Source organism: Burkholderia sp. PAMC 26561, from assembly GCF_001557535.2.
Lineage (GTDB): Bacteria > Pseudomonadota > Gammaproteobacteria > Burkholderiales > Burkholderiaceae > Caballeronia.
This window is the reverse complement of sequence record NZ_CP014307.1, coordinates 486,066-508,397: the sequence shown is the minus strand read 5'-3', so window position 1 is coordinate 508,397 and position 22,332 is coordinate 486,066. Positions and strand designations below refer to the sequence as shown.

The following is a 22,332-nucleotide window of genomic DNA, read 5'->3' as shown; positions in this document are numbered from 1 at the left end:
TCAAATTTTTTGCTTGTACAGAGAATTAAATTCGCATCAAATCAAATTTTTCTCAGCATCTCCGGGTTCCCGCCATGCGCCACAGATTGCCGCCGCTCAACCCGTTGCGCGCATTTGAAGCCACCGCCCGGCATGGCACGGTCGCGGCCGCCGCCGATGAACTCAGCGTCACCGCGAGCGCCGTCAGTCACCAGGTGCGTGTGCTGGAAAGTACGCTGGGCGTCGCCCTGTTCATCCGTTCGAAGGCGCGCGTGAAGTTGACGCCCGCGGGCGAGGCGTTGCTGCAACCGGTCAAGACCGCGTTCGACATGATCGCGACGGCCGTCGTGAGGCTCGATTCGCCGGCGATCGCGGGGGATCTGGTGGTATCGGCGCCATTGCTGTTCACGTCGCGCTGGCTCGCGCGGCACATCGGCGATTTCCTCGACCAGTTTCCGGCGGTGAACCTGAAGCTGATTCCGTCGAACGATGACAAGGAAATATATTCCTCCGATGTCGACCTGTGCATTCGCTACAGCGAAGGTCGCTGGCGCGATCGCGACGTCAAGCTCATCACGCATCCGGTCTTGTTCCCCGTGGTGAGCCCCGCGTTGATGAACGGTCCGCGCACATTGCGCACGGTGCAGGACCTGGCGAACCGGACCTTGTTCTGCGAATACGCCGGTTCATGGACACGATGGCTCGCGGCGGCATCGGCGGACAAACTTGCGGGCTTGCGCATCCTCGAGATCGGCATTGCGCACGTCGGGATCGAAGCGGCCGTGCGAGGGCAGGGCGTGGCGCTGGGCGACAGCGTCTCGGTACGCGACGATCTCGCCGATGGCACCCTGATCCGCCCGTTTCGCATCACCGTGCCGGCGAAGCATGCGTATTATTGGGTGCGTCGAAATGAACTGATGGAGTCGCCGCTGATCGCGGCGTTCATGGCATGGGTGGACGACAAACTGGGGTAGAACGCGGGACTTGTTTCGGCGAATAGCGCGGATTGATCGTCGCAAATCCCTGATTCGCGGAGACGGCATGCGCGGTAAGCTCTGACCGTCGATTCCCACTTTCCGTTCAATGGCAGACATGACCGCAACCGCGCCGCATGGCGTTGTGCTTCAGGCAGACGCGCATCGGCAGAGCGGCCGCTTTGCCGATGCGCTGGCGCTTGTGCAACCCCTGCTCGACTCTTGCGACGCAGGTGCCGATCGCGTGCTGGCACTGGACATCGCGGCGTTCTGTTCGCTCGGCCTGGGCCGGACACTCGACGCGGAAAAATACTGGCGAGTATCGATCGAGATCGCGCCTGACGTGACCGGCGCGTATCAAAACCTGGGTGTGATGTTGAAGGGACTCGGCCGCGTCGCCGAAGCGGAAACGCTGTTTCGCGAGGTGCTGGCAAAAAGCCCCGACACAGCGGAGGCGCGTTTCCACCTTGCCAGCATACTGTTCCGGGAACATCGCTTTGGGGACGCCGAGGCCGAATATCGGCACGTGCTGCGGATCATGCCGGCCGCCGCAGAAGCGCACAACAATCTGGGCAACCTGCTTGAGGTGCTCGATCGCTTTTCAGAAGCCGAATCGCACATCCGGATCGCGTTGTGCCTCAACCCTGACCTTGCGGAAGCGCACTATAACCTCGCCAGTCTGATGCGTCAGGTCCGGCGTCTGGACGAGTCCGAATCGGCTTACCGTCGGGCGCTCGTGCTGCGTCCCGGCTATCGGGACGCGTCACTCGGTCTCTCGACGCTGCTGATGAGCATGGGGCGCTTCGACGAAGGCTGGGAACGCTACGAATCGCGTTACGATTACCCGCTGTTTGTTCATGGTCAGTCGAAGACGATGCTTGGCTGTCAGCAATGGCAAGGCGAGCCGCTCGCCGGCAAGTCGTTGCTGGTCTGGCAGGAAGACGGCCTCGGCGACATGGTTCAGTTCGCCCGGTACCTGCCGGTGCTCAAAGCAGCAGGCGCGCGGCACGTCGCGCTTGGGTGCGTGAACGCGTTGCATCGGCTACTTGCAAATGGCAGTGGTGTCGACGCGGTGCTGGATCACGCCACGGCACAGGCGCAATCCGCATCGTTCGATTACTGGACCAGTCTTGTGAGCGCGCCGCTGCATTTCAGGACTACAGTCGAGAGCATTCCTGAGCCGTTGCGTTTGCGTCCGGATCAAGCGCTTATCGATCAATGGCGCCCTCCAATCGCCGCACTGCGCGGTGCCGTCAGGATCGGGCTTGTATGGAAAGGCAACCCGAAGCATCACAACGACGCAAACCGGTCCCTGCCTTCCGTGGCGACGCTTGCGCCCCTCTGGTCAGTGCCCGGCGCCCGTTTCGTGAGTCTGCAAAAAGGACAGGGCGAAGAGGAGGCGGCCCACGCGCCGGAGAATCAGCCGCTGCTGCATCTCGGCTCGGCGGTGACGGATCTCGCGGACAGCGCTGCGGTCATTGCCGAGCTTGATCTTGTGATCTGCGTGGATACGTCGATTGCGCACCTTGCGGCTTCGCTGGGCAAGCCGTGCTGGGTCTTGCTGCCCGCTCGCGATGTGGACTGGCGCTGGATGAATGACCGCGATGATTCGCCGTGGTATCCGCAGAACGTGCGCCTCTTCAGGCAAAGAAGCGGGGATCGCGGATGGGCTCGTGTGATCGAACGGATCGTTCCGTCCTTAGCCAAGTTCTTGGGGGCCGCGTCCCTTCTGGACTGACACCAGGTTCCTCTTCAAACGGCCTGCGCGATTTTCGCCGGCAACTGTACCGGGTCTTCGCCCATCTGTTCAATCCGGATATGCGGGTCCCGTGCAAACCGGAAGCCGTTGCGGCCTTTTCGCTTGGCTTCATACATCGCGCCGTCCGCGCTGCTGATGAGTTCATCGGCGGATGCCTGGCGGGCGTCGGTGCACATCGTGATGCCTACGCTCGTACTGATGTCGACGGTGACGCCCGGCAGGACAAACGGACGCGTCAAGGTGCGGCAGATGTCCTGCGCAACCCGGCTGCACGCATTCGCCGTAGCGATTCCCTGGCTCAGGATGATGAATTCGTCGCCGGCGAGGCGGCTGACAACATCGTTCTGGCGAACGACTTTCTTCAATCGCTTGCCCACTTCGATCAGCAATGCATCGCCGGCGTCGTGCCCGTAGGTATCGTTGACGGTCTTGAACCCGTCGAGATCGAGAAAGAACAACGCGAACGGGACCGCTTCGCGCTTGCCGTGTTCGACTGCTCGGGCCAGTTCTTCATGCAATGCCCGGCGATTCGGCAGGCCGGTCAACGGGTCAAGCATGGCCTTGGCCAAGAGCACGTTTTCCGCGAGCTTCCGGTCGGTGATGTCCTGGCTCATGATGTAAAAGCCCGCGACCTTGTCGCCGCGAATATCGGGAATGTAGGTCGCACTCCAGATGCGCTCATGCTGCGGCCAATAGCGGACATTGTCGTACGTGACCCGCTCGCCCGCCAGGGCGCGTTCGAAGTACGGACGAAGCTCCTCGAAAAGTGAAAAACCCAGTGTCTCCTCGAGCGATTTCCCGCGCAGGCTGCCCGGCTCCACGCCGAAGACATCGCGATACACGTCGTTGTTGAACTGGTAGCGCAGGTTCGCGTCTACATGGCCGATAAGAATCGGCAGGTTATTGGTGATGGTCTGCAGCGTTTCCCGGCTCTGCGTCAATTCGGCCGTGCGTTCGGTGACGCGCTGCTCGAGCTCGTGCTGATAGTCGCGCAGGAACTTCTCGCTGTCCTTGCGCGCTGAGATGTCCTGGATGACGCTGATGAAGTGCAGCGGCTGACCGGTTTCATCGCGTACGAGCGCCACGCTCAGATCGACCCAGACGATCGTGCCGTCTCGTCGCCTGTAGCGCTTTTCCAGCGAATAGGTCTTCCTTCGGCCGAACAGCAGATCGGCGACGAGTTGGAGATCCATCGCAAGATCGGCTTCCACCGTAATTTCCGGGAATGTCAGGCTGAGGAGCTGTTCGGCGCTATAGCCGGTGATTTCGCAAAGTTTTGAATTGACATCGATAAACCGGCCGCTCAGATCGACGATGGCCTTTCCGGTTGGCGTCTGCCTGAAAATGGTCTCGAAGCGAGATGCGCTCAGCGCGAGATTACGGCGGTCGAATTCCTGCACGGCCCGGCCAACCCGCGCGGTTTCCTTGTGCAGCAATTCTCTTTCAACGGTGCGCGCCAGGTCGTGCAACGCGCTGATGGCGGAGCCGCTGAGCGTGCGGGGTTTTGTATCGATCACGCATAGCGTGCCGAGCACGAGACCTTCCGCGGAACGCAGCGGAATGCCCGCATAAAAGCGGATGAACGGTGCGCCAGTGACCAGCGGGTTGTCTGCAAAGCGGGCATCTTCGAGCGCATCCTCCACCAGCAAGATCTTGTCGATATCCAGCGCATGCGCGCAAAAGGCGAGGTCGCGGCTGGTTTCGCAAACGTCGAGGCCTACTCGCGATTTGAACCACTGACGGTATTCATCGACCAGGGAGATCAGGGCGATCGGCACCTGCAGCATCTCGGCAGCGATCCGGGTGATGCGGTCAAAGGCTTCGTCAGCGGGTGTATCGAGGACGTCCAGCCCTTGTAAGAGGCGTAGTCGAGCTGCTTCGTTTGCGGGCACAGGCGCTTTCGACATATACCTTTTAGTGGTGGAAGCTGGTTATCAGTTAATTCGTAGTATCGACTCTTGAGGCCACAACTTTAGTCATGCCCCAATTTAAATCTCCAACTTTTCCGTTCTGATAACGAAAAATTTACCGGCTGGACATGGAGGCAATATTTCTCCTGTGCACTCGATTGTCGAAAAGCGTTCCACGGTAAGTGTCCTGCCCGAAACAACAGTTCGATATGCACAGATTTGCGATATAAACATTCCTCTGATGAGAACGGCAGATCAGCGCGTCGCTGCAAACGGCTGATTTCCGAAAAATTCTGGCTTTTTTGATCTGATGTAACCAAATGTATTTGATTTTCATCTGGCTCGCGTATCATTTACTCATACTAAAGCGGTTATGTATCTTTTACCGTTTTGGAAATGTTGAATCAGGGAGCTTTACGTCGGGGTCCTTTGGCATTTCGATCCGTCACGGCGACATGTTTAACCGTCGCGTTCTGGCACCGATTAGCCAAACGTTTGCTTCGGACGCGAAAACGTCGTAACCGAACTGAATAAACGGTTCAAGTTTCATGTTTTCCTACCGTTAATTCAATTGCGTGCATTAGATATCCTAAACAAACCTTCATGAAGGAATGACCTCCTCAAGAAATTAGGATCACAAAGTAAACCTAGCAAGGGCCGTTCATCGGCGGCCTTTCTCGTTCGCATTGCACAAAAACTGACCAAACTTTTTTATGCCGGACTTCGCCCGGCAGGGGAAAACTCGCCATGTTGAAACGACGTCAATTTCTTGGTGGCCTTGCGGCCTTCAGTAGCAGCTATTTGTTGGCCGCATGCGGTGGCGGCTCGGGCGCAAGCAGTACCGGCGCCGCTGTGAGCGCTGCAGCGAATGTCCAGGCATTGCAGAACGCGGCCATCGGGGGGGCATCGACTAATGGAGCGACAATACCTCCGGCGGCCTCCTTGACCGACAGCAACGGTGCCGTCTGGACGCTGTCCGGCGGCGTGGTGTACAAGAATGGCGCGGTCGCCGGCGTCAACTACAACGTATCGCTGGTACTGTGGTTCAGCAACACCATCTATCACGAGAATTCTTCCGGAAAGTTCTATGCGTGGTCAGGTTCGGGCTGGTCCGCTTGTCTTGATCCGCGTTCTGCGAGAGGCACCTCGCCCAACGGTACGACCATCCCGACCGGCACGTATATCAACGACGCAGTCGGCAGACAGTGGACAGTCACGAACGGCGTGATTTACCGCGACGGCGTGGTGGCCGGCATCAACTATGGCGTCGCCTTGCTGCTCTGGTACGGCGGCAATATGTGGCATCAGAACACGAGCGGGCAGTTCTACGTCTGGGCCGACGTGGGCGCCGCAGGCTGGCTGCATGCCACTGACCCTCGCATCGCGACCGCGCCGGTTGCCGGAAACTTCTACGGTATCAACGGGCACTTCGACTACACCTATAGCCCTGCGCAAGTTGTAACGATGCTGAAGGGTTTGGGCATGTCGACCTACCGTGTCGGCGTCAGCGACGACCCCACGCAGCTCAACGCGGTGTCGGCCCTTGCACAAGCTTTCCAGTCGGCCGGCATGACGCTTTTCGTGCTGATCAACCAGGGAATGACCGACGCATCCGGGAACGTGCTGAGCGGCGAGAGCGTCGCTTACAACCAGGCGTACATGGTTGGATCGACGGTTGCGAACAGGCTGAAACAGTACGGTGTGACCATGTACGAATGCGGGAACGAGCTGACCCGCCAGAATTCGACCATTCTGGACTTCAATCAGGCGGGTAATACGGCGGCCGACTTCAACAATGCGAACTGGCCGGCCATGCGAGGTGTGATGCGAGGTATGCTCGATGGCGTGAGGTCGGTTCAGCCGAACGCCAAGTGCGGCATCAATTTTTGCGCCTCCGACATCGGCGCCGCAGACGCCTTGTGGGAAGGCTCGCAACCTGACGGAACCACGGGACATCCGATCGTGCGCTGGGACATCACGACGTGGCACAACTACGAGGTGTACGGTGACATCTTCAACATCGGCACGGACGGCGCGGGCCCGGGCTTCGACTTGCCGACGTACTGCAAGGCCCGGTACGGTGTGCCGTTCATGATCACCGAGTGGAATACGGGTCCTGAGCAAACGCAGGCTTACCGTGCGACCTACATCACAACCCAGTTGACGAACCTGTATCAGGCGCGGAAAACCCACAATATTCAATCGACGATGTATTACGTGCTCGACAGCGGCAACAACACCTTCGGGATCGTTACGGCCGGCGTGAAGTCGATTCTCCCCTACGCGGCCTTTGCAACTTTCATCGCGGCCAACGCCGACGTTTGAACGTTGTTTCTGAAGCACGACTGCCGGGTCGCGTTCCCTGCTTCGGCAGCAGGGAGCGCGACCCGTTTGTGCATTTCCGTTTGGCCGGCCACATATCGCATTGACGCGACAAAGCACAATCACCTGAAGAACGGACGTGTTCCGGCCCGAGCGGGATTCCGGCGACAGTCAACATAGTCAATGCGATATTGGAGAAACAATGGGTTGGAAAAACCTGCTGATCGAAGCGCCCGTCTGGTTAATCAGCCGGTTCTACCGGCCGCGCTTCGATCCGAACCGCAAGACGCCCCGCGAGATTCTGGTGTTGCGCCCGAATGATTTCGGTGAGCTGCTCACCACCACTCCGCTTTTCGAAGCGCTGCGCAAGCGCTTTCCAACGACGCGCCTGATCGCCGGTGTAGGAAGCTGGGCGCGTCCCATTCTGGAAAACAATCCGTTCGTCGATGAAATCGTCGAGATCGATGCGCCCTGGAACAACAAGCTCGTCGAGGACCGGTCGCATCGCAATGTAATGCGGTTTCTCTGGAAGTCGCCGCAAGTCGCGGCACTGCGCGCACGAGGCGGTTTTGACGTGGGTATCGACGTGCTCGGCAGCTACATGGGCGCGGTGCTGATGATGCGCGCGGGCGTCAGATACCGCATTGGCGTGCGCGGGTATCGCGGCGGCTGGAGCGGCTGCCAGGATTACATCGAGTTCGCCAGGCGGCAATGCGGCCGGGCCGCGCTCGGGCAAGCGGAACTGCTCGGTGCGAAGACGCTGCCGGAGGCACGTCCCCAGCTTTTCCTGACTGACGATGAACGCTTGCAGGCGGCGCAGGTCTGGAACGCGGGCGAGGCCGGCGGCCGCCGCACGGTGCGGATAGTTGCCGGCGTGGGCGCCGGCGTTTCAAGCAAGGCATGGGATGCGCGGCAGGTCGGGGACGCGCTAACCCGGATTGCGGAGGCAATGGAAAAGGCCGGTAATGCATGCAATATCGTGATCGTCGGCAGCGACACCGACCGGCTGCGCGCGGAAGAGGCCATGGCCGCTGCGAGTCCGGCTACGGCGATCCGTTCGATGGCAGGAGAAGTATCGATGCGCATCATGTTTGCGCTGGTCGAGAACGCGGACGTCGTGCTGACAAATTCCTCCATGCTGCTGCACGTTGCCGCCGCTTTCCAGCGTCCGACAGTTGCCGTGATCGGCGGCAGCGTGACGCGGCCCGAGGTTCACGACGCTATCTGGGGTTATCCGCCGCCTTATCGGAGCGTTGCGCCCGAGCGGTACGTTCCTGGCGAGCATGCTCTGAACTGGCCGAGCGTCGAGCGGGTCGTGGACGCTGTCATCGAGTCGTTGGAATTGCAGCGCGCCCGGGGAAATAACCGCACAGAACCTGTTGTCTAGAACCGGTCGTGTCCAGAGGTTTTGTTCAAGTGTTTGAACATTGAAAGGTTTTTCGTTCTGATTTTCACCGGAAGCATGTGGAGGGCGTGCAGAGTTTTCTGGCAGTTTTGCCATTTTGGCGCCATTTAGGCGTTGGGGCTTGGCCGTTAAGATGCGGGCGTCGGCGGTTTGCGCGGAGGTTGGTTTGCCTGGGACATCAGGCTCGCCGAATGCGTGCAGTCCCGGCACTGGCTCAGTCATTTTCTTTTCCTGCTTTTTTCGAGCGCGTCTTAATGTGGATCGTCAACGTTGCGCTGAAGCGGCCCTACACATTCATTGTGATGGCCATCATGATCCTGTTGGCGACGCCGTTTGCGCTCCTGACAACGCCCGTCGACGTCCTGCCGGAAATCAATATTCCGGTCGTCAGCATCATCTGGACATATACGGGTTTGTCGGCCGAAGACATGGCGAACCGTATCGCCCAGGTCAACGAGCGTAGCCTCACGACCACGGTCAACGATATCGAGCATATCGAGTCGCAGTCGTTGCCGGGCATCGCCATCATCAAGGTCTTTCTGCAGCCGAATGCGAACATCCAGACTGCGATTGCGCAGACGGTGGCCGTCGAACAGGCGCAGTTGAAACAGATGCCGCCCGGCGCCACACCGCCGCTCGTGCTGAGTTATTCGGCATCGAGCATTCCGGTGATCCAGCTCGGGTTGTCGAGCCAGACGCTCTCCGAACAAGACCTGAACGACTCGGCGCTGAACTTCCTGCGCCCGCAACTGGTGACCATTCCGGGCGCGTCGGTGCCTTATCCGTACGGCGGCAAGAGCCGGCTGATCTCCGTGGATCTGAATACGCGCGCGCTGCTGGCGAAGGGCCTCACGCCCTCCGATGTCGTCAGCGCTTTCAACGCGCAGAACCTGATCTTGCCAACGGGCACAGCCAAGATCGGCCCGAAGGAATACACCATCAACATGAACGGTTCGCCGGCGACCATCGCCGCGTTGAACGAGATCCCCGTGCGCACCGTGAACGGTGCGACTACTTACTTGCGTGAAGTCGCTCACGTGCGCGACGGTTTCTCTCCGCAGACGAACATCGTGCGGCAGAACGGACAGCGCGGTGTGCTGATATCAGTCATGAAAAACGGCAGCGCGTCGACGCTGTCGATCGTCAATGCGTTGCGCGCCATCTTGCCGAAAGCCAAGGCTTCGTTGCCGGAAGACTTGACGATCACGGCGCTCTTCGATCAGTCCGTGTTCGTGAAAGCCGCCGTGCAGGGCGTGATCAAGGAAGCCGTGATCGCCGCCGCCTTGACCGCCGCGATGATCCTGCTGTTTCTCGGCAACTGGCGCAGCACCTGCATCATCGCGATATCGATTCCACTTTCAATTCTGTCGTCGCTGCTGGCGTTGCATGCGCTCGGGCAGACCATCAACATCATGACGCTGGGCGGACTCGCGCTTGCCGTGGGTATCCTGGTTGATGACGCCACGGTGACCATCGAGAATATCGAGCGGCATTTGCACATGGGCACGGACCTGCACGAGGCGATCCTGGAGGGCGCGGGCGAAATCGCAATTCCGGCGCTCGTGTCCACGTTATGTATCTGTATTGTGTTCGTGCCGATGTTCTTTCTCACCGGCGTGGCGAAGTTCCTGTTCGTGCCGCTCGCCGAAGCCGTAGTGTTCGCCATGCTCGCGTCCTACGTGCTTTCACGGACGCTCGTGCCGACGCTCGCCATGCTGCTGATGGGTCACGCGCACAAGCCAAAAAAGAACGCGAAGCCGAATCTGTTCATGCGTCTGTATCATCGTTTCGATGCCGGTTTCGAGCGGATGCGCGCCACCTACATTGTGATCCTGAGCACGTTGCTCGTGCGCCGCCGCTTGTTCGCAGTGGGATTCCTGAACTTTTGTATTGTCTCGGTCGGACTCGTGTTCGTGCTCGGCGAAGACTTTTTCCCGAGCGTCGATTCCGGCAACATCCGGCTTCACATGCGCGCTCCGACGGGTACGCGCATCGAAGAAACGGCGCGGCTCGCGGACGATGTCGAGCGCGTCGTGCGTCAGGTCGTGCCCGCCAGCCAGCTCGAAACGATCCTCGACAACCTCGGGTTGCCGTACAGCGGTATCAACCTCTCGTACAGCAACGCAGGAACCATCGGCACGCTCGATGGCGAGATCCAGGTCGCATTGAAGCCCGACCACGATCCGACCGCGGGTTTCGTGGACAAGCTGCGCACCATTCTTCCGCAGAAATTTCCGGGCGTGGACTTCTTCTTCCAGCCGGCTGACATCGTCACGCAGATCCTGAACTTCGGTCTGCCGGCAGCCGTCGATGTGCAGATTTCCGGTGCGAACCAGCGCGGCAATTTCGAAGTTGCGTCCGGCCTGATGAAGTCGATCCGGCAAATTCCCGGCACCGTCGACACCCACATCCAGCAGAAGTTCGACCAGCCGGTGCTCAACCTGCAAATGGACCGCACGCGGCTGCAGCAGCTCAACCTGACGGCGAACAACGTCGCGCAGAACGTGCTGGTTTCGCTCTCGGGCAGCTCGCAAACGTCGCCGGGTTTCTGGTTCAACAACAAGAATGGCGTGGAGTATCAGGTCGCGGTGCAGACGCCGCAGTACCAGATTTCTTCCATCGATGAGCTGCTGCGCACACCTGTTTCCGGCAGCGCAACGGGTCCTACGCAACTGCTCGGCAATCTCGTGCGCGTCTCGCCGCAAAGCCAGTTCGCCGTGGTGACGCGCTACAACATCAAGCCGGTCATCGATGTATTCGTAAGCGTCGAAGGACGCGATCTCGGCAGCGTCGCGAAGGAGGTGGACAAGCTCGTGGACCAGGCGCGCGCCAAGTTGCCGCGCGGCAGCGAGATCACCGTGCGCGGCCAGGTCGCGACCATGCGCTCATCGTTCTTCGGCCTGGGCGTGGGCGTCGCGATGGCCATCGTGCTCGTGTATCTGCTGATCGTGGTGAACTTCCAGTCGTGGGTCGACCCGCTGATCATCATCAGCGCATTGCCCGCGGCGCTGGCGGGTATTGCATGGATGCTGTTTCTCACGGGCACGCACCTGAGTGTCCCGGCGCTCACCGGCGCGATCATGACCATGGGTGTGGCGACCGCGAACAGTATCCTGATGGTGTCGTTCGCAAGACAGCGCCTGCAGGCCGGCGCGCCGCCGCTCACCGCCGCACTCGAAGCGGGCGCGAGCCGTATTCGGCCGGTCCTGATGACGGCGTTCGCAATGATCATCGGCATGATTCCGATGGCGCTCGGGCTTGGCGAAGGCGCCGAGCAGAATGCGCCGCTCGGGCGCGCAGTGATCGGCGGCCTGCTGTTTGCAACCGTATCCACCCTTTTCTTCGTGCCGCTTATTTTTGCGGGTATCCATAGCCGGCTGGCCCGGCGGCGCGAGCGTTCGGAAAACGACCATGACGACGATGATCGCGATGGCCACGGCACGCCCGAACATGCACCAAGTTAAAACTGGCTGAACGATATGACCGAAAAAACTCACGCATCGCTGGGGATTCCCGTCAGGGAATCCGACGAGGGCCACGCGTTGCCGCCCCGGGGGCGCGAATGGAAGCGCGCGAAGATCGCAGTGGTGATCGTGCTGATCGTGCTCGCGGCGGGGGCCGTGCGCACCGTGGTATCGAACGTGTCGGAAAGCCACGCGGCGACCGAGACCTCTCAGCAAAACGCGAAGGTGTACGTCAACGTGATCTCGCCGAAACCGGCGGAAGGCGGCGGTGAAACCGTGTTGCCCGGCACCTTGCGAGGCTACGTGGAGTCGCCCATCTATGCGCGGGCGACCGGCTATCTGCTGCACTGGTATGCGGATATCGGCGTACGCGTGAAGCAGGGCCAGTTGCTCGCCACGCTCGATACCCCGGAGATCGACCAGGAGCTTGCGCAAGCCGTCGCGCAGCGCGACCAGACGGCATCGAGCCTCGTGCTCGCGAAGAGTTCGTTCACGCGCTGGCAGCAACTGCGTCAACGCGACGCCGTGTCCCAGCAGGAACTCGATGAACGCCAGAGCACCTTCAACCAGGGCGTCGCGAACCTCGCGGCGGCGAACGCGAACGTGCAGCGCCTGAAGCAGCTCGAGTCGTTCAAGCGCATCGTGGCGCCGTTCACGGGCGTGGTGACGCAGCGCAACGTGGACGTAGGCGATCTTATCGATGCCGGCAGCGGCGCGAGCCGCGCGCTCTTCGCAATGGCGCAGGCCGACCCGTTGCGGGTCTACGTGCAGCTTCCGCAGGCATATGCGCAAAACATCAAGCCCGGGCAGGACGTGATCGTCACGCAAGCGGAACTGCCGGGGCAGCAGTTCCATGGAAGCATCGCGAATATCTCCGGCGCAATCGATGTCCCTACGCGTTCGCTGCAGGTCGAAGTGCGCTTGCCGAATCCGGACAACAAGTTGCGCCCGGGTGCTTACGTTCAGGTGGCGTTGCCGGGTGTCGCGCGGGCGCCGCTGGTCGTTCCTGGCAACGTGCTGCTGTTTCGCGCCGAAGGGCCGCGGGTTGCTGTCGTCGACCAGAACGGCAAGGTCGTCTTGCGCAAGATCGTCATTGCGCAAGACCTGGGGCGAACACTGGAAATCGAAAGCGGCATAGAGCAGAGCGACAAGATCATCGTCAATCCGAGCGATTCCATCGCGGACGGCGACCCGGTCACCATAGCGCCGCTCAAGCCTGCAAAGAAGGGGATGTCGTGATGGAGGCGCATCGGACCATGCGGCTGGGGGCGCTGGCAGCCGGCGCGATCCTGCTGTCCGCCTGCACGGTCGGGCCGGACTACAAGCAGCCGGTTGCGCAGACGCCGCCCGAGTGGCAGACGGATTCGTACTGGCGCGTCGCCGAACCTTCGCATGCGCCGCTTGGCGCCAACTGGTGGACGAGTTACGGCGACGCAACGCTCAACGGCTTCGTGGATCAGGCGCTCGCGCAGAACCAGACGCTCGCCGCGGCGCTTGCCCACTACGCGCAGGCACGCGCGACGCTTGCAAACAACGCGGCGCAACGCCTGCCCGAGGTCGATTTCGGCGCGACCGGCGCACGCGCCCGGATCTCGCAGAACCGGCCGCAAACCAGTTACGCAACGCCGACGCAGTCGACGGTTCAGAACGACATTCGCGTTGGTCCGACCATCGATTACGACACGGATCTGTTCGGCCGGATTCGCCGCGAGATCGAAAGTGCGACGGCGTCCGCGCAGCAATCCGCCGATGATCTTGCGAACGCGCGCCTCGTGCTCACCACGGATCTCGCGAACGACTACTTCTCGATGCGCGAACTCGACGCCGAGATCGACGTGCTAAACCGCTCGGTCGTACTGCAACAGAAGGCGCTGGATTACGTGACGACGCAGCACGATCTCGGCTCGGTGTCAGGGCTCGACGTGCTGCAGCAGAAATCCGAACTCGATACCACGCGCGTACAGGCGCGCCTGCTGCTCAACCAGCGCGCCCAGTTCGAGCATGCGATCGCGGCGCTGATCGGCGTGCCCGCGCCGCAGTTTGCCATTGCGCCGAAGGTGATCGATGCCAACGTGCCGATCATCCCGCTCGGCTTGCCGAGCGATCTGCTGCAACGGCGTCCGGACATCGCATCGGCGGAACGTGCGATGGCCGCCGCCAACGCGCAGATCGGCGTGGCGAAGGCGGCCTATTTCCCGAGCCTTTCGCTGATGCCGGGTATCGGCTGGGAAAGCACGCAGTTCGCCAGCCTGCTGAGCGCGCCCACCTTGATGTGGACGCTCGGCGCAACGGTCGGCCAGGTCATCTTCGATGGCGGGCGGCGCGCCGCGAACGTGGATTTCGCGAGCGCGGGTTATCAGGCCGCCGAGGCGAATTATCGGCAGACGGTGCTCAACGCGTTCCAGCAAGTTCAGGACGGGGTAACGGGTTTATCGGTGCTCGATGCCGCCGCGAAGGAGTCGCAAGAGGCCGTGACCGACGCGCGGCGCCTCTTGACGCTCGCGAACGATCGCTATTCGGGCGGCCTCGTCGCGTTTCTCGATGTGATCACCGCGCAGCAGTCGCTGCTCACGAGCGAGCGGCAGGATGTGCAGATTCACGGGCAACAGCTGACAATGTCGGTGTCGCTGGTGAAAGCGCTGGGCGGCGGCTGGGACGTGAATACGCCCCTTGCAGGCTCGCCCGCACCCGCCAATACGATGGCAGCGAACCCGCCGTCATCGCAGTGACAGAGCCATTACGTTTCCTATAATGGAAGAACGTACATAAGAAGGCGCGCATGAAACTGCTCATCGTGGAAGACGAACACAAGGTAGTCGACTACCTGCGCTCCGGGCTGACGGAGCAGGGCTGGATAGTCGATGTCGCCATGGACGGCGAGGAGGGCACGCATCTCGCGATCGAGTTCGATTACGACGTGATCGTACTCGACGTGATGCTGCCCAAGCGCGACGGCTTCAGCGTGCTGAAGGCGCTCCGGGCACACAAGGCGACGCCTGTGATCATGCTGACCGCGCGTGACCAGATCAACGACCGCGTGCGCGGCCTGCGCGAAGGCGCGGACGATTACCTGACCAAACCGTTTTCATTCCTCGAACTCGTCGAGCGGCTGCACGCGCTCGCGCGCCGCACGCGTGCGCAGGAATCCACGCTGATCGCACTGGGCGATCTGTATGTGGACCTGATCGGCCGCCGGGCGACGCGCGACGGCATACGGCTTGACCTGACCGCGAAGGAGTTCCAGTTGCTGAGCGTTCTGGCGCGCCGCCAGGGCGACATCCTGTCGAAGACGGCCATCACGGAGCTGGTGTGGGAGGTCAATTTCGACAGCCACACCAACGTGGTGGAAACCGCGATCAAGCGGCTGCGCGCGAAGCTCGACGGTCCGTTCCGGACCAAGCTGCTGCACACGGTGCGCGGCATGGGTTACGTCCTCGAGGTCCGCGACGAAGCGGCCGCATCATGAACCGGTCCATCTCGCGCCGTCTTGCATTCATGTTCGCGGCGGTCGCGCTGTTCGTGTTCACGCTCGTAGGCTCCGGGCTATTCCTGGTACTGAGCACGCAGCTTGAACAGCATTTGCGCGAATCGCTCGATGACCGCAGCGAGATTGCGAAGATCATCGTTTATCACGCGATGACACCCGAGAAATGGAAGCTCGCGCGCGAACGCCTCGCCGACATGACCCCCCGCGACGGCTACACCCGCTATTCGGTGACGAGCAGCAATCCGGCGTTCAGCATCGGGCAACCGATGACAGGCCAGGTGGTCGATCGCTGGCCCGGCGGTTACGAACGCGTCCGCACGAACGACGGCAAATGCGACATGCTCATCAACACGATCGAGATCCCGTCGTATGGCGACAGGCCCGCGGTTCAGCTCCAGGTCGGCGCGGGTTATGCCGCGAACACGCGCACCATGCGCGCGTTTGGTTTTGCGCTTGCGGCGTTATCGGCGCTTGGAAGTCTCGGGGTCTTGTTGTTGAGTTATTCGGTCACGCGTCTGGGCCTCGCGCCGCTCACCCGGCTAACACGCGACGCTTCGGCAGTCAGCCCGAACAATCGCTCGCAGCGTCTCAACACGAGTTCGCTGCCGCTCGAACTGAGCGATCTCGCCAACTCGTTCAACGGCGCGCTGGAGCGGCTCGACGCCGCGTATGGACGGCTCGAGTCGTTCAATGCCGATGTCGCGCACGAGTTGCGCACGCCGGTCACGATCCTGATCGGGCAGACGGAAGTCGCATTGACGCGCAATCGGTCAGTCGACGACCTGCGCCAGACGCTGCAATCCAATCTGGAAGAGTTCGGTCGCATGCGGGCGATCATCAACGACATGTTGTTCCTCGCGCGTGCCGACCAGGGCGAGCGAGCAACGGGTCTCGTCGATACATCGCTTGCCGCCGAAGTCGCGCACACGCTGGAGTTTCTCGAGATTCCGCTGGAAGAGGCGCAGGTCCATGCAATTTCTTCCGGCGACGCCTTCGTGCGCGTCAACAAATCGCTGTTCGGCCGCGCATGCATCAACTTGCTGATGAACGCGATCCAGCATTGCGAGGCGGGATCGGTCATCAGCGTTTCGATCAGGCGCGAAGGCGATCAGGTGCGCGTGGCGGTGGCGAACCCGGGGCAGGCGATAGAACCGGGCGTGCTCGATCATCTGTTCGACCGGTTTTACCGGGCGGAAGTATCGCGTACGAACAGCCGCGAGAATCACGGACTGGGCCTGGCTATCGTGAAAGCGACGGCCGAGATGCACGGCGGCAAGGTGTTCGCGACCAGCGCGGGTGGCATCAATACGTTTGGGTTTTCCGTCGAGGCGTCGGAAATCGTCGAGCAGCCCCAGGCTCCGCCCGATTTGCGGGTTCAAGAACCGCGCGTCGAAACCTCGATGCAGACGGCTTCAATCAGCCACTAAGCTGGCTGGCAGTAAGATCATGCTTGCCCGGCGACATTGCTCGTCGGGGAGTTACCGTTCTCCGGTTGCCACGCATCAAGGTGGCCGATCTTGCCAACTACACTTTCACGCACTCACCGAAAAGTTGTCGTACAACGTACCTGCTTGTCGGGTGGTTGTCGCAATTAATTCTCCACTCGCAAATGACCTGTGCGGGCTGCTCTAAACGGCGAGATGGTTTATATACGGGCCTTCGTGCGTCCATGCGCGAGAATTCAGCGTTCACCTGCAACCTTACGTTTAAGGGTTAACGGTTATGGAAAGCGTAGTCCGTCCCGGTTATGTTCTCATACGACAACATACATCGATAAATGCGCCGTAAAGAGCGTCCTCCTGCGGCCGTTACCTGGCCGTCGGCCGGCATCGGCCCCAAATCGATCCGCATAAAATCCATACGAAGAGCGAGGAGACGAAATGATTCTGTCCGGCCGATTACTGGCTAGATTTTCAGCGAAGCTGACCGTGCTGTGCGGCGCGTTGAGCGCGGTGGCGGCTATTGCCGTGATCACCACGCCTGCCGCGCACGCGGCCGACCCTGTGTCGATCAACATCGTCGACGTAGCGGGCAACCTGCAGCTCACGCAAAAGGCGTTCGAAGCATTCAAGGCGAAGTATCCGCAGCTCGTTTCCAACATTACCTTCACCAACGCGCCCGCCCCGCAATTGCCCGGCAAGATCAAGGCGATGCAGGCCGCCGGACGCTCCGACATCGACCTCGTGCTGACCGGCACCGACGCGCTGGCTGCGGGTATCGAACAGAAGCTGTGGATGAAACTGCTGCCCGAACAATCGGCCTCATTCCCCGGTCTCCTCGATAAATACGCACCCGGTCCGCGCAAGATGCAGGACATAGCGCAGGGTTACGGCATTGAAGTGACGTACATGCCTGCCGGTCCGCTGATTGAATACAACCCGGCGAAGGTCACCGATCCGCCGAAGACGCCCGAGCAGTTGCTCGCATGGTGCAAGGCACATCCGGACAAGCTCATCTATGCACGCCCGGCCAACTCCGGTCCGGGACGCACTTTCCTGATGGGCCTGCCATACGTTCTCGGCGACAAGGACCCGCGTGACCCCATCAACGGCTGGGACAAGACATGGGCCTTCCTCAAGCAACTGAATGATTGCATTCCTTATTACCCGGGCGGAACATCGGCGGTGATGAAGGAGCTGGGCGAAGGCTCGCGCGACATGACGCTCACGGTGACAGGCTGGGACATCAATCCGCGCGCACTGGGTCTGGTGCCGGCGGAGTTCAAGGTCCAGGCGTTCGACAACATGACGTGGGTCAACGACGCCCACTACATGGTGATCCCGAACGGCGTGCCGAAGGAAAAGCTCGACGTGCTCTACAAGATGATGAACTTCATGCTCGAACCGGCGCAGCAGGCCATGACTTTCGACGATGGTTATTTCTATCCGGGGCCGGCCGTAAAGGGCGTAACGATCGAATCGGCGCCGGCGAAGAGCCAGGACGTGATCAAGAAGTACGGCCGTCCGGAATACGCAAAGCTGCTGGCTGACCGTCCGCACGTGGTGCCGTTGAGCGCGACCGCGATGGTTGCCGCGTTCCAGAAATGGGACCGCGAGATCGGTTCGCAGAAATCAAAGTAAGGCAGGCGAAGTAAAGCGCCTAAGGCCGTGCGGTTTTCATCAAGCCGCACGGCGTCGTTAACAGTTTCATCAACAGTTTCATCAACAGCTTCATCAACAGCTTCGTGAGTGAAGTATCAGGAACCTGCCATGAAACATCAGTTCGATGAGTTGCGACTCGATTCCGTCAGCCGCAGTTTCATGAACGCCGAAGGCCAGGCGGTCGCGGCATTGCGCGGACTAGCATTGAGTATCCAGCGTGGCGAGTTCATCGCGTTGCTGGGACCTTCCGGATGCGGCAAGTCGACGGCGCTCAATTGCATCGCCGGATTGCAGCCGCTGACCGGCGGAAAGATCTGGCTCGATACACAGCGTATCGATGTCCTCCCACCCGAGAAGCGCGGGTTCGGCATGGTGTTCCAGAACTATGCGTTGTTCCCGCATATGTCGGTGCTGGATAACGTCGGCTTCGGCCTCAAGATGCGGGGCGTAGCCAAGAGCGAAGCCGCGCGCCGGGCGTTCGAAGCGTTGCAGATGGTGCAGCTCGTCGGACAGGAAAAGAAGCTGCCTGGACAGTTGTCCGGTGGTCAGCAACAGCGTGTTGCCATCGCGCGGGCGATCGTGATCGAACCGTCGCTCGTGTTGATGGATGAACCGCTTTCTAACCTGGATACGAAGTTGCGCATTGAAATGCGTGCCGAGATCCGGCGCATTCACAGCCAGCTCGGACGCTCGACCATTTATGTGACGCACGATCAGGACGAGGCGTTGTCGATGGCGGATCGTATCGTGGTGATGCGTGAAGGCACCGTGCAGCAAGTCGCGTCGCCGAAAGAGATTTACGAGCGGCCCGGCAATCTGCATGTGGCGCGTTTCCTGGGGTATCGGAACGTGGCGGAGTTCACGCTGGAAGGCATGGCGGGCGAGGGCGTTGCGGTCAACGCGAATGGCGTGCGCCTGGTCGGCATGCCGATGGCCGGTTTCAACACCAAGCGCGTGAGCGTTGCAATGCGTCCCGAGGATATCGACCATGCGTCGCCGGGTGCGGAGAATTCATTTAACGCCGAAGTGCTGACGGTCGAATACGGCGGCCAGGATTCGCTGATCCGCGTGAAGGCCGCGTTCGGTTTGTTGTGGGCGCGCGTGACGGGCGACGTAGCCGTTGGCGAAGTCATCACACTTCGCGTGCCGCCACTGCGTACGCTCGTATATGAAGGGGAAGCGCAATGAGCTCGCCACCGCTGCCGCTACCCAATGCGGTTCCGCGCGACGCCAAGGCATGGCTCGTCTCGCCGGCGCTGATCTTCATCTTCGCGTTGTTCGTCTATCCGTTCATCTACGGCCTGGTGCTTTCGTTCCAGCCCATGAACGGCGGTTCCGCGTTCGCCAATTACATCACGTTCTTCACCGATACCGCGATGTGGCCCACCATCATCGTCACGTTGAAGCTCGCTGTTCCGGCGACGATCATCAACGTGGGATTATCGGTTCCGGTTGCCTTCGCGTTGCGGCGCAATTCGCCGTACCAGAAGTTCGTGACCACGCTGCTCGTGATTCCGGTGACACTCGGCACCGTGTTGATTGCCGATGGCATGCTGACGTACTTCGGCCCCAACGGCTGGTTCTCGCAAGCGGTGCACGGACTGCATTTTTATCGCGATGAAGTCCGGCTCACGCATAACTATTGGGGCGTGCTGATATCGCTGATCGTGTCGGGGTTTCCGTTTGCGTTCTTGCTGACGCTCTCGTACGTGACCGGCATCGATCCGACGCTTGCACGTGCCGCCGCTACCCTTGGCGCCAGTCCTTGGCAGCAGTTCAAGCAGATCTACCTGCCGCTTCTGATGCCGGGGCTCACCATGGCTGCGTGCCTCTCGTTCGTGCAGGCGTTCTCGGTGTTTCCATCGGCGGTTCTGCTTGGCGCGCCGGCCGGCCCAACCCGCGTGATCTCGATCGCCGCTGCGGAAGCCGCCTTCGAGAACTATGATTATTCGCTTGCATCCGCCATTGCGATGGTTATGGGCTTCGTACAATTGCTGGTGGTCGCGGGCATGCTCGGCACGCGGCGCTTCTTCTACACGGGTCCGGTGACCGGAGGTAAAGGCTGATGGCAACCGATAATCACGCACCCGTGTGGTCCGCTTCCTCCCGTGCTCCGGCGCCCGACAGCCGTAACGACGGCGCTCAACCCGCAAAGCCGATGAAACCTCATGTGAGCCTCGGCGACCGCGTCTGGAAGATGTTCGTCTGGGGCGCGATGGCGTTTTTCCTCTTCAACGTGCTGTTGCTGATTGCAACTGTCGCGGTGAATTCGGTGGCGACGCGCTGGTTCGGTACGCTGTTGCCGGCCGGCTTCACGCTGCACTGGTACGCGCAGGCTTGGGGCGACTTTCAGTTGGCGAGCGTGCTGTGGGTGACCATGGAAGTCGTTGGCGCGGTGGTGCTTTTGTCGATAGCGCTTGGTGTACCCGCAGCCTATGCGCTCGCCCGGGTGCAGTTTCGCGGCAAACGTTTTGCGATGCTCGTGTTCCTGTTGCCGCTGATGGTGCCGCCGGTCACTTACGGCATTCCGATGGCGACCGTCATGTACAAGGTTGGTCTTGCTGGAACGCTGAGCGGCGTGATCCTTGCGAACCTCGTGCCGGCGTTGCCGTTTGTGATTTTGGTGATGACGCCGTTCATTGAACAGATTGATCCGAATCTCGAAGCGGCCGCACGGATCTTTGGCGCGAACACGGCGAAGTACTTTCGATATGTGCTGCTGCCGCTGTTGATGCCCGGGATGCTTGCCGCGGGGTTGCTTGTGCTGGTTCGGACCATTGGCATGTTCGAGTTGACGTTTTTTACTGCTGGGCCGACCACGCAGACGCTTGTTGTTGCGCTGTATTACGCTGTGTTTTCGACGGGTGTGAGAGCACCTCAGTCCATTGATGCAATGGCGATGATCTATATGGCTATCACGCTGGTGTGGGTTTTGATCGCGCTGCAGTTTGTTAGTCCGACGCAGCTTGTTTCGAGGGTTAAGGAGCAGAGGTAAGGGGTGGGAGGTGGGCGGTCGGGGTTGATGCCGGGTTGCTGCTTTTTAGGTCTTCGCGCGGTTTGTCTTGGCTGATTTTTCTAGCACTATTAGCCACTGTTCGTGGCGGGACTTCATTTCACGGGTAATGCGCTGACGCTTGGCTGGTCTTTGGCAGCGGTCAGGATTAATGCTGGGTTGCTGCTGCTTAGGCCTTCGCGCGTTCCCTGTTTTCTGATTTCTTTAGCACTGTTAGCCACTGTCCGTGGCGGGACTTCATTTCTTTTTCCAACGGCGAAAAAGAAACGAAGCAAAGAAAACGCCTCTCCACCGACGGCACATAAGTGTCCCGAGCGTGCACTGACAACTGTTTGGTACTTCAGAAGAACGCTCGACGCCGGAGTTCAGAACACTTGAAACCCTCCCCCTCCGTAAACGGCAACCCACACGCTTCGCCACCGGTGTGGGAATCCGTTAACCAGGCCTCCGCGCTGCGCGCGCTCGCGCCCAAACGGGGGAGTTCGCTGTACTGGTTCCGTTGTGCCCGTGCTTACCTGGGACCGACGCCGCGAAGCTTGGCAAAATCAGGATGCTGTAGGGCCGTTATGAGCTCGACCCGTTGTTTACCTGGGCCAGATTTCCGTATTGACTGCCACAGTTACTGGTGGCGAAGCGTGTGGGTATCTGTTGACGGAGGGGGAGGGTTTCAAGTGTTCTGAATTCTGGCGTCGAGCGTTCTTGTGAAGTACCAAACAGTTGTCAGTGCACGCTCGGGACACTTAAGAATTAGCGGTTGAAAGGCGTTTTCTTTGCTTCGTTTCTTTTTCGCCGTTGGAAAAAGAAATGAAGTCCCGCCACGGACAGTGGCTAATAGTGCTAAAAAAGTCAGCCAACACAAAACGCGCGGTAGCCTCAAGAGCAGCAACCCGGCATCAACCCTGACCGCTGCCAAAAACC

Annotated in this window: 14 protein-coding genes; 13 read left to right on the top strand and 1 reads right to left on the bottom strand. The window is 60.4% G+C overall.

The annotated features are described in order from the left end of the window. Positions 1-74: 74 nt before the first annotated feature. Entirely contained in the window at positions 75-953 is an 879-nt protein-coding gene (locus AXG89_RS17950; protein ID WP_062171359.1) for a LysR substrate-binding domain-containing protein, read from the top strand. 118 nt (positions 954-1,071) lie between these two features. Then, positions 1,072-2,691, top strand: coding sequence for a tetratricopeptide repeat protein (locus tag AXG89_RS17945; RefSeq protein WP_082771498.1), 1,620 nt, complete (start codon positions 1,072-1,074; stop codon positions 2,689-2,691). Between the two features lie 14 nt (positions 2,692-2,705). Here AXG89_RS17945 and AXG89_RS17940 read toward each other — a convergent pair whose 3' ends face one another. After that, positions 2,706-4,619, bottom strand: a complete 1,914-nt coding sequence (locus AXG89_RS17940) for a bifunctional diguanylate cyclase/phosphodiesterase (protein WP_062171357.1) — start codon at positions 4,617-4,619, stop codon at positions 2,706-2,708. 750 nt (positions 4,620-5,369) lie between these two features. Between AXG89_RS17940 and AXG89_RS17935 the strand changes: the two genes are divergently transcribed. The 11 genes from AXG89_RS17935 to AXG89_RS17885 all read left to right on the top strand — a co-directional run bounded on the left by AXG89_RS17935 (position 5,370) and on the right by AXG89_RS17885 (position 21,396). After that, positions 5,370-6,947: a hypothetical protein gene (locus AXG89_RS17935; RefSeq protein ID WP_062003221.1), complete on the top strand. Its 1,578-nt coding sequence runs from the start codon at positions 5,370-5,372 to the stop codon at positions 6,945-6,947. A 199-nt stretch (positions 6,948-7,146) separates the two neighbouring features. Continuing rightward, a complete protein-coding gene (locus AXG89_RS17930) occupies positions 7,147-8,331 on the top strand; it encodes a glycosyltransferase family 9 protein (RefSeq protein WP_062171355.1) in 1,185 nt (394 codons plus the stop codon). A gap of 272 nt (positions 8,332-8,603) precedes the next feature. Further along, entirely contained in the window at positions 8,604-11,813 is a 3,210-nt protein-coding gene (locus AXG89_RS17925) for an efflux RND transporter permease subunit (RefSeq protein ID WP_062171353.1), read from the top strand. A gap of 15 nt (positions 11,814-11,828) precedes the next feature. Further along, on the top strand, positions 11,829-13,052 hold the full coding sequence (locus AXG89_RS17920; RefSeq protein WP_062003218.1) for an efflux RND transporter periplasmic adaptor subunit: 1,224 nt from the start codon (positions 11,829-11,831) through the stop codon (positions 13,050-13,052). Further along, entirely contained in the window at positions 13,052-14,542 is a 1,491-nt protein-coding gene (locus tag AXG89_RS17915) for an efflux transporter outer membrane subunit (protein WP_062171351.1), read from the top strand. The genes AXG89_RS17920 and AXG89_RS17915 overlap by 1 nt, the downstream gene beginning before the upstream one ends. A 50-nt stretch (positions 14,543-14,592) precedes the next feature. After that, positions 14,593-15,279 carry a heavy metal response regulator transcription factor gene (locus AXG89_RS17910; protein ID WP_062003216.1) on the top strand — a complete coding sequence of 229 codons (687 nt, stop codon included), beginning with the start codon at positions 14,593-14,595 and terminating at the stop codon, positions 15,277-15,279. After that, complete coding sequence (locus AXG89_RS17905) at positions 15,276-16,727, top strand: heavy metal sensor histidine kinase (RefSeq protein ID WP_082771497.1); 1,452 nt, start codon at positions 15,276-15,278, stop codon at positions 16,725-16,727. Before AXG89_RS17910 ends, AXG89_RS17905 begins: the two co-directional genes overlap by 4 nt. A 453-nt stretch (positions 16,728-17,180) precedes the next feature. Continuing rightward, a complete protein-coding gene (locus tag AXG89_RS17900) occupies positions 17,181-18,380 on the top strand; it encodes an extracellular solute-binding protein (RefSeq protein WP_062171349.1) in 1,200 nt (399 codons plus the stop codon). Between the two features lie 129 nt (positions 18,381-18,509). Then, on the top strand, positions 18,510-19,589 hold the full coding sequence (locus tag AXG89_RS17895; protein WP_062171347.1) for an ABC transporter ATP-binding protein: 1,080 nt from the start codon (positions 18,510-18,512) through the stop codon (positions 19,587-19,589). After that, entirely contained in the window at positions 19,586-20,467 is an 882-nt protein-coding gene (locus AXG89_RS17890) for an ABC transporter permease (RefSeq protein WP_062171345.1), read from the top strand. The genes AXG89_RS17895 and AXG89_RS17890 overlap by 4 nt, the downstream gene beginning before the upstream one ends. Beyond that, a complete protein-coding gene (locus AXG89_RS17885) occupies positions 20,467-21,396 on the top strand; it encodes an ABC transporter permease (RefSeq protein ID WP_062171343.1) in 930 nt (309 codons plus the stop codon). Before AXG89_RS17890 ends, AXG89_RS17885 begins: the two co-directional genes overlap by 1 nt. Positions 21,397-22,332: the final 936 nt, after the last annotated feature.

What these genes read in the sequence shown, in the direction of transcription:
- AXG89_RS17950 (WP_062171359.1), top strand. Translation starts at nt 75, where the DNA reads ATGCGCCACAGATTGCCGCCGCTCAACCCGTTGCGCGCATTTGAAGCC.
- AXG89_RS17945 (WP_082771498.1), top strand. Translation starts at nt 1,072, where the DNA reads ATGACCGCAACCGCGCCGCATGGCGTTGTGCTTCAGGCAGACGCGCAT.
- AXG89_RS17940 (WP_062171357.1), bottom strand. Translation starts at nt 4,619, where the DNA reads ATGTCGAAAGCGCCTGTGCCCGCAAACGAAGCAGCTCGACTACGCCTC.
- AXG89_RS17935 (WP_062003221.1), top strand. Translation starts at nt 5,370, where the DNA reads ATGTTGAAACGACGTCAATTTCTTGGTGGCCTTGCGGCCTTCAGTAGC.
- AXG89_RS17930 (WP_062171355.1), top strand. Translation starts at nt 7,147, where the DNA reads ATGGGTTGGAAAAACCTGCTGATCGAAGCGCCCGTCTGGTTAATCAGC.
- AXG89_RS17925 (WP_062171353.1), top strand. Translation starts at nt 8,604, where the DNA reads ATGTGGATCGTCAACGTTGCGCTGAAGCGGCCCTACACATTCATTGTG.
- AXG89_RS17920 (WP_062003218.1), top strand. Translation starts at nt 11,829, where the DNA reads ATGACCGAAAAAACTCACGCATCGCTGGGGATTCCCGTCAGGGAATCC.
- AXG89_RS17915 (WP_062171351.1), top strand. Translation starts at nt 13,052, where the DNA reads ATGGAGGCGCATCGGACCATGCGGCTGGGGGCGCTGGCAGCCGGCGCG.
- AXG89_RS17910 (WP_062003216.1), top strand. Translation starts at nt 14,593, where the DNA reads ATGAAACTGCTCATCGTGGAAGACGAACACAAGGTAGTCGACTACCTG.
- AXG89_RS17905 (WP_082771497.1), top strand. Translation starts at nt 15,276, where the DNA reads ATGAACCGGTCCATCTCGCGCCGTCTTGCATTCATGTTCGCGGCGGTC.
- AXG89_RS17900 (WP_062171349.1), top strand. Translation starts at nt 17,181, where the DNA reads ATGATTCTGTCCGGCCGATTACTGGCTAGATTTTCAGCGAAGCTGACC.
- AXG89_RS17895 (WP_062171347.1), top strand. Translation starts at nt 18,510, where the DNA reads ATGAAACATCAGTTCGATGAGTTGCGACTCGATTCCGTCAGCCGCAGT.
- AXG89_RS17890 (WP_062171345.1), top strand. Translation starts at nt 19,586, where the DNA reads ATGAGCTCGCCACCGCTGCCGCTACCCAATGCGGTTCCGCGCGACGCC.
- AXG89_RS17885 (WP_062171343.1), top strand. Translation starts at nt 20,467, where the DNA reads ATGGCAACCGATAATCACGCACCCGTGTGGTCCGCTTCCTCCCGTGCT.